Origin of the sequence: Streptomyces olivochromogenes, from assembly GCF_001514115.1 — a bacterium.
GTDB classification, from domain to species: domain Bacteria; phylum Actinomycetota; class Actinomycetes; order Streptomycetales; family Streptomycetaceae; genus Streptomyces; species Streptomyces olivochromogenes.
Genome location: NZ_KQ948454.1, coordinates 382414 through 398802, shown reverse-complemented (window position 1 = coordinate 398802; position 16389 = coordinate 382414). Strand labels below are relative to the sequence as shown.

Here is a 16389-nt window from a genome sequence, read left to right as displayed (position 1 = left end):
TACTTATGCTGACGAGTGATGTCGCGCGTGCGACGTGCCTACGACTTCAACCCGAAGGTGCCGAGTTGACGGAGATCCAACGCCCCGGAGCCCTCTACCAGCAGGTCGCCGCCGCGATCCGGGAAGCCATCCTGAAGGGCGAGTTCGCCCCCGGCGCCCCGCTGCCCTCCGAGGCCCAGCTCATCGAGCGCTACAAGGTCTCCCGCCCCACCGTCCGCAACGCCGTCGCCGCCCTGCGAGCGGAAGGCCTGATCGAGGTGCGGCACGGCAAGGGCAGCTTCGTACGCTCCGACGGACAACCCTCCGTCACCCTCGACCGCCGCGTGAGCCGCACGTCCGAGGGGCGTTTCGTGATGCCCAACGGCGCCGTCTGGGACGAGGCCGAAGAGCCCACCCCGTACCGCTCGCACACCACGACGGCCACCGGGCAGCTCCTGGAACTCGGCGCGGAAGAAGCCCTCTTCGGCTGCGACCGGTTGCTCACCGACCCCGCCAGCGGCACACGGGCGATGCACCGGACGCTGATCCCGTTCGAGGTGGCCGAGGAAATCCCGTTGCTTGCCGAGGCCCCGGACCAGCGCCCAGCGTCGGCGTACTGGCTTCTCACCCAGGCCGGACACAAGCTGTGGTGGTCGGAGACAGTCCGCGCCCGCATGCCACTCCCGGACGAGCGGACCGCCCTCCAGCTGCCGGATGCGACGCCGATCCTGCACCTGGCCCGCGTCACGCACGGCACCAGCGGCCGCCCGCTGATTCTCGAAGAGCTCCGCGTGGGGGCGGACCGTGCCGAACTCGCCTACCGGATCACCGCCGACAAAGAGCCCGCGCGGCGCGCCCGCGGCTGAGGGCCGATGGTGATCGGTCGAATACGTCTTCACTTCCTCCAGAGCGAAGAACATCGCGGCCGGCCTCCGCCGCAACGCCCGCGACCCTCGCCGCCCCCTCGCACTCCTCGGCCTCGGATAATCACGAACCGGACGCCACGCGACTACGCCGAAGCCCTGCTGTGCAGAGGGCGCCGAAGGCTTCCGGTACTGCGCTGGTGGCGGACAGTGAGCCGACGGGGCTCGCGGACAGAGGCCCTGGCCAGATACGCTCCGCTCCGGCTGTCATCGCTGATCATGGATGGACAGCAAGGAACAACTGCAAACAAGGGAGACCGACATGGCCCGAAAGAGGAGGATCGCCGCCACGCTTGCGGCAGCGTCCTTGCTCGCCACGGCGGCGACGATACTTGGAAGCGGCACCGCGAGTGCGGCAACGTCCTTCCACACCGTGTGCAGACACCTCACATCGCCCAGCGAGTGGGAAGCCATCGCCTACGACCAGGACAATCACTACGTCGGCCTGGCCCTGTTCGACCAGGACCCCTACGGCGGCAATCCGGGCGACGCCCTGTATGCGACGGACTCGTATGCCGACGGGTGGGGCGTGGTGGCGCACCTCAGCACGGGCCGCACCGCCAGCACCCTGGGGCACAGCGCTGGGTACACGGCCGGCCCCGTCACGGGGGATCTGCCGGAAGGCAACCACTACACCATCTGGGTCGAGATGGAGAAGGACGGTATATGGATTAGTTTGCCGAGCTGCGATGCCTACTCGTAGATGACACGCACGCCGCCCTCGCGCCCGCCAGGCCGACCATCCCGGCCTGCGACGAACTGAAGCCGACGAGGACGGTCCGAGAGGGCCCGTGAAGCGGGGCCGCGCGCCATCGCCGAGGGCTGCGACGAGTCCTTGCCGACTCGGCTGCATGTTCAGTGAGTTGTGCTGCACTGCGTTCGCCCGACATGTCAAGGCTCCTGGAAACGCGACGAGTCCACAACCAAGATCACTCGCTCGACCAGGAGACTTGCCGTGCCCGCCCGCCCATCCGCGATCGACCGTCGACCAGGCGGCCCGGGCCCCGGAGACGGGGCGGGGTTGGTCGGCGGCGCCGCTCCGACAGGTCCGCCAGGGTTCCGTGCTAAGACCGACCGGCAGTAGGCACGAGTGGGCCGCTGATAGCTACCTCGGGGTGTGACCCAGACGCGCGTCACGGCTGCGGCGTGGATGCGCTCCAGTAGGTCACGGTGCCGGTAGAAGTATGTTCGGTCGCGCCTCTCGACGAGCGTTCTAGAAATCCCGGCAGCCTAGGCACAAGTCGACGCGCGGACTTCTCGGCCAAGGGTCTGCCAGCATCGAGCGTGCGTGGCCGATTTGCTCGGTGGCCATCGCTTGGCGTCGATGCCTGGGAGTGGAGGAACCGGTTCGACGCGCATGGCGGCGACGTCGCCGCCATGCGCGACTGGATGCCGGCCTACTAAGGCCGCCCAACAGGCCCATCGAAATTGAACTCGATGCTACGATCATCGAGATTAAAAGCGTCGCCTCTGAGCCGCCGACGAGTGTTCCGCCCACCGTCAGAATTCCGGCATCCAAGCGCGGGGTGCTAGTAGAGCCGTGTCTGCTCGTAGGAAATCAAGAGGTTGTGATTTCAGTCGTTGCGGACGGCCCGGGCGATGAAGCTAAATTTCGGTTTCGCTCTCCGCTTATGGGCTTCGAGCCGAAGCATCTTCCCACCCTCTCCGCCCAATTCCCTGTCAGGTCGCCCAGCGTCTACGCGGCCAGGACTTTCGTCCTCGGTGTGATTCTAGCTTTTGTTTTTGGAATTGTGCTGATGACCGCACATTGGGCTTCAGACAGGTCATCGACGCCAGAGGAAAAGAAGCGGGTTTGCGCCCAACTTTCTGACCGGTCGGCAAGGGCGGTTGGTTGCCCGTTCCTGAAATGACGAAAGCCCCCGCTCCCGGGAGGGAACGGGGGGTTCGTTGTGCCGCTAGCCCTTGTCGGCCAGGTCGACATGCGTCACGGTGGCCGCATCGCGGGTCTTTGAGAAGGTGTACCGGCGCTGCATCTGTTTCAGCGTCCGCCAAACGCTTGATCCGTGGGGACAACCTCGCGTCCGAGTGGCATGAGGGAGATCGGAATCAGCTTCAGGTTGGCCCACCCGAACGGGATGCCGATGATGGACAGGAACAAGGGGATGCTCGTGATCAGGTGAGCCAGTGCCAGCCACCACCCCGCGAAAACCACCCAGATCACGTTGCCGATACACGACGGCGCTCCGGCGTCCGGTCGCTCCACGGTGGTCCGCCCGAACGGCCACAGAACGAAGCCCGCGATACGCAGCGACGCAATGCCGAATGGGATGGTGATGATCAAGATGAAGCAGATCAGTGCGGCGATCAGGTACCCGATCGCCATCCAGATGCCGCAGAAGACGAGCCACAGGATATTGAGCAGCAGGTTGAACAGCTTCATGATCGGTACCTCTCCAGGTCGCTCCGCCGGCACTGCCTGCCACCACAAGTATCAGCTGGTCATACCTCTAGGCGGAACCGCAGCGCCCTTGTGGCGTGATCGGGAACATTCCGAGACGATCCCGTTTGGCATCGCGGCCTTCCGTATCGGCGTCTACGCCCTGTGGCCCTTCGGCTATACGACGGTGGAGCGCCGCGACGCGGGCGCCCCCTCCTGCATCGGTAATGTCCTGTGGCTGGTTCTCGCGGGCTGGTGGCTCGCCCTCGCCCACATCGTCACCGGCATCCTGCTGTGCATCACGATCATCGGCATCCCGTTCGGCATCGCCAACTTCAAGCTCATCCCGGTCTCGTTGCTCCCGCTGGGCCGCGAAATCGTTCGCACGGACGAGCCGTTCGCCACGCGCTGACGGGGCGGCGCGGGGGTGCAGAATCCGAAGTACGCCGTGGCGGCGTACAGCAACAGGGGCGTCGGCGAGTCGATATGGGCGCTGTGCAAGGACGCCACTGACGAGCTCTACGCCGATCCGCTCCCTCCGCCGCGCGTCCGGTACGACCTTCTCGGCTGCGCACCCCGGGGCGAGCTGGCCGGGGCCGTGGAGCTGGCCCGCGCCACGGGCTCCGCTCCGTTGGGCGGCCTGTTGGTGTGGACCCTCGACGCCACGCACACCCCGGTCGGGGAGGAATGGCCACTGGAGTACGCACGGGTCCTCGGTGACCGCCCGTGCGCGCTCGACCCGACGCTGCGCGACATCACCGTCGAGGCGTCGGCGGTCCCGGACACCCAGGCCGAACACCCCCAACGGCCGTTACTCTCCGCGGGACACCGGCTCCTGGGCGCGGACGGCGAGCCGTGGGGCCACTGCAGGGACCTCGGCCAAGTCCCGAGCGAATTCCTCGAACCGGCCGACCCGCCGGTGCGCCTGCTCGGCTGCTCCCCACGCGGATCCCTGCGCGACGCGCTCGAAGCGGGTGACGAGGACCTGGGACACGCCCGCGTGCTGCGCCTCAACTGGGTCGGCCGGACGGTCGGCTCCGTACTCGAAGGCGAGATCATCGCGTGGATCCCCTCCGCGCACGGCCGGGGCCTGGTCGATCTCACGCTCGACCCCTGGTCGCGACGGCTTCCCAGAGCAGCCTGCGAGGCCTGGGACGTGTGGTGGCGCGAACGCCAGTCCGAGCCGAACAGCTGGGCCCGATGCAGCTCGCAGGGGCGCGAGTTCTGGCTCGACCGGGCCCGGGAAAGAACGCACCCGTACGGGCCCGCCCCAGAGCCGGGCGCCACCTACCACCTCGACGGCCGCCACATCACCGACGTGCAGGCCTTCCACTGCGCCCTGGGTGAGGCGGTGAACGGCCCCGGCGGCTACTTCGGCCACGACCTGAGCGCCGTCGCCGACTGCCTGCGGGGCGGCTACGGCGCCGAGCCGCCCTTCACCCTCGTCTGGCACGACGCCGACGTCGCCCGCGCCTGCCTCGGCGTGACACCGTGCCGCGACCGCAGACCCCCGACATTCGAGGAACTGCTCGTCCTCCTCACCGAGAACGGCGTCGACGTGCACATCGCCTGATGGGTTATCCACAGGCCGCCCGATTGTCAGTGGCGCGCTGCATCATGAAGCCATGACCGAAATCGAGCAGTTGCTGGCACGGGTCGGTGTGGAGGCCCGCAACACCCGCCCGTGGGGCTGGCCTTCGCTCCCCGCGCCCGTGGACGCGGCGACGGTCACCCGCGCCGAAGCCGTTCTGGGCTTCACCCTGCCGCCACTGCTCGCCGCGCTCTACCTACAGATAGGGGACGGCGGTTTTGGTCCGGAGTACGGCCTGTTGCCGCTGCTCGACGGCCCCCCGTCCGGCGAGCCCGCCGCCGTCCCGCAGTACCTCGCCCACCGGGAGAGCGGCCGCCAGGACCCCGACTGGCCCTGGCCGGAGGGCGTCCTGCCGATATCCCACTGGGGCTGCGGGATGTACGCGTGCGTGGACTGCCGCAGCCCCCGGAGCACGGTCCTGCTCTTCGAGCCGAACGCCGACGAGGCCGACCACGCCTGGTACGTGGACGCACCCGACCTGGAGGCGTGGCTGGACACCTGGCTCGAGGGCTCCGGCTGGTACGAGGAGTCCAACGACGACACGGACTTGGCGCCTTGGCCCGACTTCCGCATACGCACGGCGGCGGCACAGGCCTCGTAGCGACCCGCCCACCGACGCCCCGCGATGGCTACCGCGAGGCCGCCCACCTCCGCACGCCGTACGCCGCCGCACCCACACCCAGCACAGCCGTGCCCGCGACCACCGAAAGCACCGGAAGCGCGAACGCCAGGGTCACGCACCCGACGAGTCCCACCACCGGCACCGGCCGCGCCGCCGGAGCGGGGCTCAGGGTCCAGGCCGACGCGTTGGCCACGGCGTAGTACGCCAGTACACCGAAGGAGGAGAACCCGATCGCGCCCCGCACGTCCACCGTCGCGGCCAGCGCTGCGACCACCGCTCCCACGGCCAGCTCCGCCCGGTGCGGCACCTGGAAACGCGGATGTACGTCGGCCAGGGCGCCCGGCAGATGACCGTCGCGGGCCATGGCCAGCGTCGTCCGTGAGACGCCCAGGATCAGGGCGAGGAGCGAGCCGAGCGCGGCCACGGCCGCACCCACCCGTACCACCGGCACGAGCCCCGGCACACCGGCCGTCCGCACCGCGTCGGCCAGCGGCGCCGAGGCGCGCCCGAGCCCCTCCGGCCCCAGTACCGAAAGGACCGCCACCGCGACCGCCGCGTACACCACGAGCGTGACACCCAGAGCCGTCGGGATCGCGCGCGGAATGGTGCGCGCCGGATCCCGTACCTCCTCACCGAGCGTCGCGATCCGCGCGTATCCGGCGAACGCGAAGAACAGCAGCCCCGCCGCCTGAAGCACCCCGCCCGCGCCACCGGAGACCTCGACGTCCAGCCGCCCGGCGTCGGAGGCGTCCGATCCGAGACACACGACCACCACGGAAGCGAGGACCGTGAGGACCACCGAAACGATCACCCGGGTCAGCCGGGCGGATTTCTGCATGCCGCCGTAGTTCACCGCGGTGAGGGCCACCACGGCCCCGACCGCCACCGCGTGCGCCTGCCCCGGCCAGACGTACGCGCCCACGGTGAGCGCCATCGCCGCACAGGAGGCCGTTTTCCCGACGACGAACGACCAGCCCGCCAGATACCCCCAGAAGGCGCCGAGACGCTCACGCCCGTACACATAGGTGCCACCGGAGGCGGGATACAGAGCGGCCAGCCGTGCCGAGGACATCGCGTTGCAGTACGCGACCACGGCCGCGACCGCGAGTCCGAGGAGCAGACCGGACCCGGCCGTCCGTGCGGCGGGGCCCAACGCCGCGAAGATCCCGGCACCCACCATCGACCCGAGCCCGATGACCACGGCGTCCCCGACGCCCAGGGTGCGCCGCAACTCGGATCCGGACTGTGCCATGGGCGGCACCCTACTGATCGCTGCAACCGACCGCCGCCGACCAGGCGTCCTTCCGGACAACGCGCCACGAACACCAGCACGACCACCGGCTGCTCGAACTCGAAGGCATGAGACAGCAGGTCCGGAGCAGGATCACAGCACAGGCACAGCGCGGAGAGGCAGGTTCAGGGCATGGGCATCATCAGCTGGATCATTCTGGGACTGTTGGCCGGAGCCATCGCCAAATTCCTGCTGCCGGGCCGTGACCCGGGCGGCTTCATCGGAACGACCGTCATCGGCATCGCGGGCGCCTTCATCGGCGGCTGGATCTCCGCGCGCTGGCTGGACCACCCGATCGCCAAGCAGTTCTACGACGGTGCCACGTGGGCCGCCGCGATCGGCGGCTCGCTCGTCCTGCTCATCCTCTACCGCATCCTGTTCGGCGACTCGCGCCGTTGAGCGCACGCCCCGAGGCCGCAGCCAGCAGGCGAGAAGGGTGGGCACCCCCGGGGGCCCACCCTTCCTCGTACGCGCAACTTTCCATGTACGCGCAATGAACCACCGGCCGAAGCCGGTTGGCGGCCGACGGCTACCGGTAGTTCACGAACTGCAGCGCGAAGTCGAAGTCCTTGCCCTTGAGCAGTGCCTGCACGGCCTGCAGGTCGTCACGGCTCTTCGAGCTGACACGCAGCTCGTCGCCCTGCACCTGCGCCTTCACGCCCTTCGGGCCCTCGTCGCGAATGATCTTCGCCACCTTCTTCGCGTTGTCCTGGGAGATGCCCTCCTCGATGGACGCGAAGATCTTGTACTCCTTGCCGGAGAGCTGGGGCTCGCCCGCGTCGAGCGTCTTCAGCGAGATACCGCGCTTGACCAGCTTGGTCTCGAACACATCGAGGATGGCCTTGACCCGCTCCTCGGAGTTCGCCTCCATCAGGATCTTCTCGCCGGACCAGGAGATGGAGGCGCCAACGTTCTTGAAGTCGTAGCGCTGCGAGATCTCCTTGGCGGCCTGGTTGAGGGCGTTGTCGACCTCCTGCCGCTCGACCTTCGAGACGATGTCGAAACTGGAGTCGGCCATGTCCTGTGGCTCCTTGTATCGGGGTGCGTAGGGGCGGCCGTCGAGCCCGGCGTAGGTCCCCGGCCGCATCCGCATAAGCCTAGCCACCCCCTCCCCTCCAAGCGCAGATCAATCGGGTGGCGAAGCACCCCCGGGCATCAGGTATCGTTTACGTCGTTGCCAAGGAGCACCGCCGAAAAGCGGTCCTCAGGGCAGCAAACCCGGCGGTGTGCCCGAGCGGCCAAAGGGAGCAGACTGTAAATCTGCCGGCTCAGCCTTCCCAGGTTCGAATCCTGGCGCCGCCACACGGGAACAAAGGCCCCGTGACCTGCCCTCTACGCAGGTCACGGGGCCTTTGTCGTGCGCCCGTGAGATCAGAGCACTGTCTCGTTCTGTCTCGTGTTCGAACGCTCTCTCTCGGGTTTCGCGGACGAGGCGCGGACGGCGGCCGCGGGTCCCTCAGGCATGCCGCCCCAAGCGTTCAGAGATCTTGGCGTTGGCGGCATCGTCTCCGTCGCTGAGGAACTTGGCGTACACGCGGAGCAGCACTGCGACGCTGTGTCCGGCGCGCTTCGCCACGAGCTGTGGCTCCACCCCGGAGCTGAGCCACGTAGAAACCGCCGTGTGGCGAAGATCATAAGGACGCTTGGCCAATGTCGAGCCGTACTCGGCAGGCGTCAGGGCCCGTGATCGAGCCACAGCCCAGACCTCCCCATAACCGGTGTCCTGGATCAGTCCACCGCGCTGCGTCTGGAACAGCCGGCCGTCAGGAGCGGTGCCGTACGCGGTGACGTGCCACCGCAGTAGAGCCACCAATTCGGGCGGGATCGGGACCGGCCGCACCGCCTTTCGAGGACGGTGCTTCAACCCTCGCTTCTCGTGTGGCTCGCCGCTGTCCGTCCACGCTGAGCCCGACCGGGGGCGCGTCTCCCTGATGCGGAGCATGCCCCATCCTCGACGCGGCAGGTCGCAGTCTGAGAGGCGTAGCCCGATGACTTCCGCCGGGCGCGCCGCCGCGTAGTACATGCAGCCGAAGAACGCCACGAGGCGCCGTCCACGGGGGCTCTGTTCACGTACGGCGGCCAGGAGCTTCGAGGCCTGCCCCGGGTTCGGTACGCAGGCCGGGTCAACCTCTTCTTCCACCTGCTCCGGGGCTTTCCACTTGATTCGGGTGAGCGGGTTCTCAGTGAGGAGTTCGGCATCCACCGCGTATTCAAGGGAGTTGTGGAAGATGGCGCGCTTCCGCCGGATCGTTCCGGGTGCGGCCGTCTTGCCGTCCAGTTTCTTGGACAGGGCTTTCAGGGTGGCTCTTACGAGCATGCGTTCGGAGAGTGCGGACGTGGGCAACGACTTGCGCTCGAACCAATCCAGCACCTTGGCTACATCGGCAGGTATGTCGTCTTCCCAGCGGTTCTTGTTGAACGCCCAGCTATAGAGGGCGGTACGCACGGCTCGTACGTCGGGCATGCCCTTGGTGTCCTTCACCAGCGCGGGCGTCACGGTTGCCATGGCTTCGGCCAACGTCCGCCGCGTGGAGCCGGGGGAGTCGTCCCACTTCATGTCGATGTAGTTGCGGGCGTGCTCGTACCAAGAGATGTCCCGTTCCTTGACGACCAGGGACTTGGGGAGCCCGCTTTCCACGTCGAACGGTTCACCTGCGTTGGCTGCGGTGATGAGTTGCGCTTCTCGGCTCTTCGCAAGGCCCGATGTGAGGAACGATTCCGAGTGAGAACTCGTTCCCACGAACCAGCGGAGTTGGTAGGGCTTCCGATAGTCGCGCTTACGGATTGCCCAGAACTTGACGGTGTAGCTCCACTCGGTCACGCGGTTTCCAATTCTTCTTTGAAGGCGTCCAGGACACTTCGGCGCACGCATATGCGGCCGGACGGCGTGCGGCGCGCGTCCGGCCCGAAACCGCGATCACGCCACCGGTACCAGGTCGGGCGGCTGATGCCGAGTTCTTCCAGGACGTCACTCAGAGGCAACAGTTCATCCTTCGGCGCGCGGCGCCGACGGGTGGGGGTGCTCATGCGGAGGGTCTCCTTGGTGTGAGGAGAGGGCGGGGCGGGGTGTGGTTGGCGTCACAATGCTGTGGGTCGCGGCCCATCGCGGCCCAAGGTTGTGACCTGCGGTTTTGTCTCGCGCTTGTGCGGCCCATCGCGGCCCACGCTCCGGGCGGGTTGGGCCGTGATGGGCCGCGATGCGGCGTGGGTAAATCCGCAGGTCAGACGTGGTGGGCCGCGATGGGCCGCGACCCGGCGGAATGTGGGCTCAACCGCTGAGGGCGATCCCGTGGTACGTGGCGATCCGCTCATCGCCCGAGGAAGCACGGGGCCGGGAGCGGTTGAGCTGAGGGACCACGGAGAGCAGGTTGCGACCGAACACCTGCTTCGTGCCAGCACGGACGCCGTTGTCCTCGGCCCACTCGCGCCAGACGTTCCACAGGTCGTCCACGGGGACGCTGCACGTCGGGCCGGTCTTGCAGCGTTCGCGGACGAATGCGCTGGTGGGTGAGGCGGTGTCCTGCAAGGTGGTGATTGCCTCGCGGCTGGACGGTGGCTGTGTGATCCGTCCGTTGCGCTGGAGACGGGCGAGCCCCTCCAGAGCCCAGTTCAGGATGCCGGGCATTTCCGCGGTGAGGCGGTCGGTGAGGGTGGGATCTTCCTTGCCGAGCCACGACACGCGCATGCTGAGCAGGATGAACCGGTTGGCGATGACGCCAGATGAGTCGCCGAAGTGCGGCAGTTCGTTGGACAGGATCATCAGCCGCGAGGGCAGCTTGCCCGTCCACGGTTCGCGGTACTTGCGGTCGATGTCGATCGTGTCGTCACCGGAGATCGTCAGCAGCCGCTCCACCACCTGGCTGTTGTCGTTGCCGGACAGACGGGCGTCCGAGATGATCGCGAGGGATTTGCCGACCAGCGTGGACAGACCGAAGTTCGTCCCGAGTCCGGCCAGGGTCGGGCCGGCCAGGTTCTCCTTGCCGACCAGCGCTTTCAGCACGCGGGCGATGGTGCCCTTACCGGAGCGGGACGGGCCGACGATGAGCAGGATCTTCTGCTGGTCGGTGCGCCCGGAGAGGACATAGCCGAACCATTCCTGAAGTGCGGCGATGGTGTCCGGGTCGTCGGGCCAGACCTGCGCGAGGAACCGTTCCCACGTCGGTGCACTCGCGTCGGGGTCGTAGGCGAACGGCACGGACACGAGGTTGAAGAACTCCGGTCCGTGCGGCAGAAGCGCACGATCCTGAATCCGGAGTAGCCCGTTCTCACAGGCCACGATGGGCCCCTCATCCTGCCCCGTGGCGCCCTGGCCATCGATCCACGCCGGGGCGTCGGTGTCCGTGGGCAACAGGGTGATCGCTCCGAGCGCATCGAGCAGGTTGCCAATTTTCTGCTTCGTGGGGGCCCAGTCGCGTTCCTCCGTCTGCCCGTCCTTGCCCGGCGCCTGATAGACGGCGTATTCGAGGCGGGTGTACATGGCGGCGCGGATCTGCGCTTCGTCCATCTCGCGCCAGCAGGAGCCGTTCCAGCGCATCCACGATGCCCGCCATCGCCGGCACACGAGCCGTCCGTCCTCGGTCTGCCAGTCGGGCAGCAGCCGGCGAGCGACGGCCAGGGGGTTGGTAGGCGGGGGCAGTTCCTCGGTCTCGGTGGCGGGGCGGTTCATCATGCGGCCGTCCTCCCGTCGGTGAGTGTGGCGGGTGTTCCGGTGCAGGCGGCTTTGTGTGCGTCGTAGTCGGAGACCAGGGCGGCCACGCCGCGGGGGCCGGTGGCCGTATCGGTGTGCCCGCAGGTGCAGGCGTAGGCGGCGGTCGGGGTGCTGCCGTATCGCTTCGACCAGCGGGCCCCGTCGCCCGGGAAGCGGTAGACCGGAGGGGCGTAGATGCGGATGCCGGGCTGATCCGGCGTGGGGTTCCCGCTGTCGTGACGTGCGCCACCGTCCGGGAATCGCTTGGAACGAGGAAGAGCAGAAACGACGCCCTGACGGGCGGCGCCTTTCGGTTCGCCCACGGCCGTCGTGTCCACAGGCTGTGGAGCGACGTGTGGTCCGGCCGGAGTGGAGGTGATGCTCTTCAGAGGGGGGCGGGAGGGGGCGGTCATGCCGCATCCCGTCGGCGCTGGTTGTGGGCGATGGACCAGTTGAGGGCGCTGCGGAGGGTGGCGCGGCACTGGGACGGCGGCAGTCCTACCGCCTCGCCTGCCTCCTGAAGAGCCTGCTCTACCTCGTGCCGGGGGAGGTCGCCCCACGCGATGAAGCGCCCCATGGCTCGCGCTGCCCGGAACAACCTCGCCTCGCGCTGGCCGAGTTGGGCCCCGGAGACGTTGCGGACTTCATTGCCGAGCGCTGTGTCCGCGTATCGGCGGGATTGTGACGTTACGGGCACTGAGGGGGCCTGTACGGGCTTGGGAGCCGGTTTCAGGATGCTCAGCAGCCACGAGGGCAGAGAAGCCGCCACGGGGCCGCTGATGGCTTCGTAGGGTCCGGCGGGGGTGATGCTGCCCGCGGCGACGACGTAGCCGCCCCATGCCCGGGTGTCGACCAACGGGGCGATCGTTCCTGCCGTGTTGGCCAGCCGCACCCCGGACGGCGCCGTGAAGTAGAGGTGGCTGCCGCCGCTCGCGGTCCGGGTCCGGTAGGTGTCGGGGACGGCGTTCCCGGTGCGCTCGCAGAGCGCCCCGAAGGTCGCCGCGCCGTCAGGCGCGTCCCCATTGCTGTTGTCCTTCGGCATGTCGAGGTCGACCACGACCAGCCCCGACGGGCCGGTGGCGATACCGACGTTGAACGCAACCGTGGCCCAAGTGGCGCGGATGCGCTCGGGGTCGGTCGTCGCGCGCTGCTCCCACTTGAGGTGGCCTGCCTCGCACGCTCCGATGCGCGGGCAGGTGGCTTCTCCGTGGAGGGCGGGGCGCTTGGTGCCGGGACGGAGGGGGAAGACGTGCCAGCCGCGGCCGGCGGCGTTCAGGGCGGCGGCGAGTAAGGCCTCTCGCCGGTTGTCCGTGGGTTGGGTCATGCTGGAGGTCTCCAGTTCCTGTGTTGGGTTCTGGCTGGCAAGGGCGACCCCGGTTCTTTGGCGAGATGCGGGGGTCGCCCTTGGGGTAGCTACTGGTTCTGGGCCCAGACGGCGTATTCCTGGCGGACGTAGCCGCGGGGATGGGCGAGCGTGGCCGGGTGCTCCGGCCAGTACGGGTCGCCGCTGTAGTCGCCCTTGCCGTCCTGGTCGGCCTCGATGAGTTGGCGAGCGGCGTTGGCCGCGGTCTCGGCCGTGTCGTTGCGGACGCCTTCGGCCTCGTACTCCAGCGCGATGCGGTCCAGCAGAGCGGCTTTGCGCAGCCAGTACTCACGGTCCACGTCGTCGCCGTGCGGGTTCTCGGTGAGCGTCCTGGCGGTGGAAGCGGTCCATGCGATCTCGTAGGTGATGCCGGGGGCGGTGGCGTAGGCGTCTTCCGGCGTGGGCCATGCTGTCGGCCCCGCCTCGGTCGTCTCGGGGGCGTCGTTGAGTAGCGCGGCGGGGTTGGGGTGGAAGGCTTTGGTGTAGAGGCGGACGTGGTGGCCGTTGTGGGCGGGGCGGCGCTGGATGGGGTCGCAGTCGAACGCGGCGGTCAACGCGCGGGTGATGGCCGGCTCGTCGGCGGGGTCGCAGATGATGCGGATGTCGAACACGGTTCTCCTCTGGGGGTGTTCAGCCGTGGAAGTGGCTGCGCTTGATGACGGCTTTGCGGATGTTGACCGTGCTGCCCTTGCCGCTGGTGATGGCGCGGGCGGGGGTGCGCAGGGCGAGGACGACGAGGGCGATCCAGATGAGTGCCCCGCCGCTGAAGCCGGCGGCGGCGTTGATGACTTCGCTGATGCCGTATCCGGCCCCGGCGGACAGGGCGCCGCCCCCGATGCCGGCGCCCATGAGGCGCTGCGCGACGGGGTCGAGGAGCGGGAGCGGGGTCAGGTCGCGCGGCTCGCTCGCGACGGCGGGGGGCGGGGCGAGGTGCTTGGGCATGGGGACCATGCGGCCGTAGGCGTCGGGCACCCACACCACGGGCTGCCGTTCGGCGTACGGGTCCATGGCTACCGGCGCGGCAAGGTCGTACGGGGCGAGGGGAGCGGGTTGGTGGATGGTCACGGCCCGTTCGGCGGGCAGGTGGCCGGTGTGTTCGGGGTACATCCGGAATCCCTTCTCGGAACGGTTCAGGGAGGCAGGACCACCCCCTTGCGGGGTGGCTGTGGAGGGGGTTTTCGGGGGTCTGGCCTGCAGGCCTCCCTGCCTCCCTGATGGATCATTCGTGCAGTTCAGGGGCAGGGAGGCGGGTCAGGGAGGGGGTTAGGGAGTTCTCCCTGTCTCCCTGGCCCGTCGGGGGTCGGCTCCCTGTCATCCGTCGGCGGAAGCGGAACCTTCGTCGTTGCGGTTGGCGAGGGCGCGGGCGAGGCGGTCGCGGCTGACGACCATGACGCCGTCGGACTTGTACGGCTCCGCGTCGGCGTCGTCCAGAACGCGCTTGAGGTCGATGAACGACCAGCCGCCGTAGGCGTCCGCGTTCAGGGTGGCGAGCCGGTTCAGGACGTCCTTTGTGCGCACTCGGGGCGCGTCGCCGACGACGGCGGCGATGTCGGCGAGCGGGTCGCGCTCCTCGCCCCGGTCGATGACGTGCAGGGTGGTGACCCCGTCGCGCAGTGCCTTGGCGCGGGCGGCGATCTCCTTCGCGTCGTCGGTGCTGATGTAGTGCGTGCGCACCGTGATGGACGACTGTCCCTTGGGGATCTCGATGCCGTCCGAGGCGACGACCAAGGTGCCCTGGTCCAGCCCCGGGCGCAGCAGGTTCGGCGCGGCCCCGCCGTCAACGGCCTTGTCCCCGAGCGCCATACGGGCCTGCGACTCGGTGCCCAGGGCGAGGGAGGCGCGGGTGTGGGCGCCCTCGCGGACCAGCTTGGGAAGGTTCTGGTCGGTCGGGTCCTGGGTGCCCTGCCACAGCAGCACGTTCACGGCCCGCCCCTGGTTGTGGATCTTCCGCGCGGCCATGAAGTACCGGGAGGTGGAGCTAGAGCCGCCGTAGGGCCGCTTGTCCTCGTCCTTGACCGGGCACATGAACGCGACCTGCGCCTCATCCACGATGACGATCAGCGGCGGGAACGTCGTTCCGGGCGGCGCCTGGATACGGCGGTTCATCTCCTCAACGGCGTCTTCCACCATCTCGGTGACCTGGATGACGTGGTCATCGGTAGGACCCTGGATCAGCCGGGTGGCGAGCCCGTCGAACATGGCCCAGTCGCCCACGCCCTTGAGGTCGCCCATCCAGAACTCAACCGACCGGTCCAGGGAGAGCCACAGGGCGATCGAGCGCAGGGCGGCGGTCTTGCCCTGGTTGGACAACCCCGTGATCAGAAGATGCCGCTGGTAGACGCTCAGCGCGGCGGCGTCACCGCGCAGGTCCTGACCCCAGGGGGCGCGTCCCTTGGTGTAGTCGGCGGTCATCGTCTCGTCGGTGACCAGCGGGGACGGGCCGATCGGCTGGTCCAGGGCCCCCGAGTCGGCGACCCACAGCCGGACCGTGCGGGCGGCCTCGGGGATGGTGATGAACACCTCGTGCTCGTGCCGGGTCAGGTTCTCGGCGAGCTTGCGACGCTTGGCCTGCACCTCGTTCGTCGCCACCCCGGACGGAAGCGTGACGTCGACCTCCACGCCGCATCCGGCGATCCGGATCGGTCCCAGCATGGACGCGCCGGCGTCGCCCATCTCCTTGATGGCGTTGCGCAGCGCGGGCACCCCCAGGTCCCGCAGCGCCTTGACCACGATCGACGGCGTGATCGGCTCACCCTCGCCGGAGCGGACGTTGGCGGGCAGGGCCCACTGTGGGGCGGCTTGCTGCTTGCTGCCGACGGTCCACAGGGCGAGCAGGGCGAGGAACGGGCCGATCGTGAGGGCAGGGCCCCATACGACCTGCACGATCCGGATCAGCAGGGCGATGAACTCGATCGTGGCCCGGAGTGGGGTGATGACGTCGGTGACGTCGTGGTTGTTGATGGCCATCACGACTCCGAGCGCGACCAGGACCCCGATGCTCACCCCGGTGCCGACCGCAATGCCCTTGGCGGCTTCTACCGGGGAGTGGAGGAGGTCCATGCGGCGGTGGTGGCGGGCGGCGCGGAAGCGCTGCAGCCGCTCTTCCCACTCCTCGGCCGCTTCCAGGTTCCCCGCGGCTTCGGCGGTACGGATCATGCGCTCGTAGCGGGCTCCGGTCTTGCCGTCCCACGTGCGGCGGGCCACGATCCGGCCCCCGTTGAACGTGTAGAGGCCGTGCCGGGCCACGGCGCGGGCGGTCATCTTCGTGGTCTCGTGCGTGACCGCGCCCTTCACTGCGCGGCCGGAGCGCACCCACAGCGGTACCGGGGGCGCCGGTGGGGCGTCGGGTACGACGGTCAGCATCGTGGGCGCCGCGTCGTCGGTCGGCGGGTCGGTGGGCTTGTGGAGGTGAACGACGTTCTCGGACATGCTGAGAGATCTCCTGACTGCCCCTTCGAGGGCGGGAGTTGTGGAGGGCGCCGGGGTGGCCGTGTCCGTGGCAGGGGGCGGGCACCCCGGCGGGTTGTGCGGGCTG

At 68.7% G+C, this 16389-nt stretch carries 17 protein-coding genes and 1 tRNA gene; 7 read left to right on the top strand and 11 right to left on the bottom strand.

The annotated features are described in order from the left end of the window. Nucleotides 1–65 precede the first annotated feature (65 nt). A complete protein-coding gene (locus tag AQJ27_RS14270; protein ID WP_067367316.1) occupies nt 66–845 on the top strand; it encodes a GntR family transcriptional regulator in 780 nt (259 codons plus the stop codon). Between the two features lie 280 nt (nt 846–1125). Then, complete coding sequence (locus tag AQJ27_RS14265; protein WP_067367313.1) at nt 1126–1605, top strand: hypothetical protein; 480 nt, start codon at nt 1126–1128, stop codon at nt 1603–1605. Nucleotides 1606–2901: 1296 nt separating this feature from the next. Here the strand turns inward: AQJ27_RS14265 and AQJ27_RS14260 are convergent. Next, nucleotides 2902–3303 carry a YccF domain-containing protein gene (locus AQJ27_RS14260; RefSeq protein ID WP_067367309.1) on the bottom strand — a complete coding sequence of 134 codons (402 nt, stop codon included), beginning with the start codon at nt 3301–3303 and terminating at the stop codon, nt 2902–2904. Between AQJ27_RS14260 and AQJ27_RS14255 the strand changes: the two genes are divergently transcribed. Genes AQJ27_RS14255 through AQJ27_RS14245 form a run of 3 tightly spaced genes read left to right on the top strand, consistent with a single transcriptional unit; the run spans nt 3302 to nt 5492 of the window. After that, a complete protein-coding gene (locus tag AQJ27_RS14255; RefSeq protein ID WP_341866074.1) occupies nt 3302–3712 on the top strand; it encodes a YccF domain-containing protein in 411 nt (136 codons plus the stop codon). The genes AQJ27_RS14260 and AQJ27_RS14255 overlap by 2 nt on opposite strands. A gap of 15 nt (nt 3713–3727) precedes the next feature. After that, nucleotides 3728–4873, top strand: coding sequence for a barstar family protein (locus AQJ27_RS14250; RefSeq protein ID WP_067367306.1), 1146 nt, complete (start codon nt 3728–3730; stop codon nt 4871–4873). A 52-nt stretch (nt 4874–4925) separates the two neighbouring features. Beyond that, nucleotides 4926–5492 (top strand): SMI1/KNR4 family protein, encoded by a 567-nt coding sequence (locus AQJ27_RS14245; RefSeq protein WP_067367303.1) that lies wholly within the window; start codon nt 4926–4928, stop codon nt 5490–5492. Between the two features lie 28 nt (nt 5493–5520). Here the strand turns inward: AQJ27_RS14245 and AQJ27_RS14240 are convergent, their stop codons facing one another. Next, nucleotides 5521–6765 carry an APC family permease gene (locus AQJ27_RS14240; protein WP_067367299.1) on the bottom strand — a complete coding sequence of 415 codons (1245 nt, stop codon included), beginning with the start codon at nt 6763–6765 and terminating at the stop codon, nt 5521–5523. 171 nt (nt 6766–6936) lie between these two features. On the opposite strand from AQJ27_RS14240, the gene AQJ27_RS14235 reads away from it, so the two are divergent. Next, on the top strand, nt 6937–7203 hold the full coding sequence (locus AQJ27_RS14235) for a GlsB/YeaQ/YmgE family stress response membrane protein (RefSeq protein ID WP_054228314.1): 267 nt from the start codon (nt 6937–6939) through the stop codon (nt 7201–7203). 130 nt (nt 7204–7333) lie between these two features. Here the strand turns inward: AQJ27_RS14235 and AQJ27_RS14230 are convergent, their stop codons facing one another. Continuing rightward, nucleotides 7334–7822, bottom strand: coding sequence for a YajQ family cyclic di-GMP-binding protein (locus AQJ27_RS14230; protein WP_067367882.1), 489 nt, complete (start codon nt 7820–7822; stop codon nt 7334–7336). A gap of 202 nt (nt 7823–8024) precedes the next feature. Here AQJ27_RS14230 and AQJ27_RS14225 point away from each other — a divergent pair. After that, nucleotides 8025–8106 (top strand) — tRNA-Tyr (locus AQJ27_RS14225). A gap of 154 nt (nt 8107–8260) precedes the next feature. Here the strand turns inward: AQJ27_RS14225 and AQJ27_RS14220 are convergent. The 8 genes from AQJ27_RS14220 to AQJ27_RS14185 all read right to left on the bottom strand — a co-directional run bounded on the left by AQJ27_RS14220 (nt 8261) and on the right by AQJ27_RS14185 (nt 16283). Next, complete coding sequence (locus AQJ27_RS14220) at nt 8261–9625, bottom strand: tyrosine-type recombinase/integrase (protein ID WP_067367295.1); 1365 nt, start codon at nt 9623–9625, stop codon at nt 8261–8263. After that, nucleotides 9622–9831, bottom strand: coding sequence for a helix-turn-helix transcriptional regulator (locus AQJ27_RS14215; RefSeq protein WP_067367292.1), 210 nt, complete (start codon nt 9829–9831; stop codon nt 9622–9624). Before AQJ27_RS14215 ends, AQJ27_RS14220 begins: the two co-directional genes overlap by 4 nt. 241 nt (nt 9832–10072) lie before the next feature. Further along, a complete protein-coding gene (locus AQJ27_RS14210) occupies nt 10073–11473 on the bottom strand; it encodes a DNA primase family protein (protein WP_067367289.1) in 1401 nt (466 codons plus the stop codon). Beyond that, nucleotides 11470–11814, bottom strand: coding sequence for a hypothetical protein (locus tag AQJ27_RS14205; RefSeq protein WP_067367879.1), 345 nt, complete (start codon nt 11812–11814; stop codon nt 11470–11472). The genes AQJ27_RS14210 and AQJ27_RS14205 overlap by 4 nt, the downstream gene beginning before the upstream one ends. Before the next feature lie 86 nt (nt 11815–11900). Next, nucleotides 11901–12815, bottom strand: coding sequence for a bifunctional DNA primase/polymerase (locus AQJ27_RS14200; protein WP_067367286.1), 915 nt, complete (start codon nt 12813–12815; stop codon nt 11901–11903). Between the two features lie 89 nt (nt 12816–12904). Continuing rightward, nucleotides 12905–13465 carry a hypothetical protein gene (locus AQJ27_RS14195; RefSeq protein WP_067367283.1) on the bottom strand — a complete coding sequence of 187 codons (561 nt, stop codon included), beginning with the start codon at nt 13463–13465 and terminating at the stop codon, nt 12905–12907. 19 nt (nt 13466–13484) lie between these two features. Then, nucleotides 13485–13961, bottom strand: a complete 477-nt coding sequence (locus tag AQJ27_RS14190; RefSeq protein WP_067367280.1) for a hypothetical protein — start codon at nt 13959–13961, stop codon at nt 13485–13487. A gap of 204 nt (nt 13962–14165) precedes the next feature. Further along, on the bottom strand, nt 14166–16283 hold the full coding sequence (locus AQJ27_RS14185; RefSeq protein WP_067367276.1) for a cell division protein FtsK: 2118 nt from the start codon (nt 16281–16283) through the stop codon (nt 14166–14168). Between the last annotated feature and the right edge of the window lie 106 nt (nt 16284–16389).

Coding starts and splice junctions, on each gene's coding strand:
- AQJ27_RS14215 (WP_067367292.1), bottom strand. CDS start 9,831: ATGAGCACCCCCACCCGTCGGCGCCGCGCGCCGAAGGATGAACTGTTG.
- AQJ27_RS14185 (WP_067367276.1), bottom strand. CDS start 16,283: ATGTCCGAGAACGTCGTTCACCTCCACAAGCCCACCGACCCGCCGACC.
- AQJ27_RS14265 (WP_067367313.1), top strand. CDS start 1,126: ATGGACAGCAAGGAACAACTGCAAACAAGGGAGACCGACATGGCCCGA.
- AQJ27_RS14245 (WP_067367303.1), top strand. CDS start 4,926: ATGACCGAAATCGAGCAGTTGCTGGCACGGGTCGGTGTGGAGGCCCGC.
- AQJ27_RS14210 (WP_067367289.1), bottom strand. CDS start 11,473: ATGATGAACCGCCCCGCCACCGAGACCGAGGAACTGCCCCCGCCTACC.
- AQJ27_RS14200 (WP_067367286.1), bottom strand. CDS start 12,815: ATGACCCAACCCACGGACAACCGGCGAGAGGCCTTACTCGCCGCCGCC.
- AQJ27_RS14230 (WP_067367882.1), bottom strand. CDS start 7,822: ATGGCCGACTCCAGTTTCGACATCGTCTCGAAGGTCGAGCGGCAGGAG.
- AQJ27_RS14190 (WP_067367280.1), bottom strand. CDS start 13,961: ATGTACCCCGAACACACCGGCCACCTGCCCGCCGAACGGGCCGTGACC.
- AQJ27_RS14240 (WP_067367299.1), bottom strand. CDS start 6,765: ATGGCACAGTCCGGATCCGAGTTGCGGCGCACCCTGGGCGTCGGGGAC.
- AQJ27_RS14235 (WP_054228314.1), top strand. CDS start 6,937: ATGGGCATCATCAGCTGGATCATTCTGGGACTGTTGGCCGGAGCCATC.
- AQJ27_RS14255 (WP_341866074.1), top strand. CDS start 3,302: ATGATCGGTACCTCTCCAGGTCGCTCCGCCGGCACTGCCTGCCACCAC.
- AQJ27_RS14260 (WP_067367309.1), bottom strand. CDS start 3,303: ATGAAGCTGTTCAACCTGCTGCTCAATATCCTGTGGCTCGTCTTCTGC.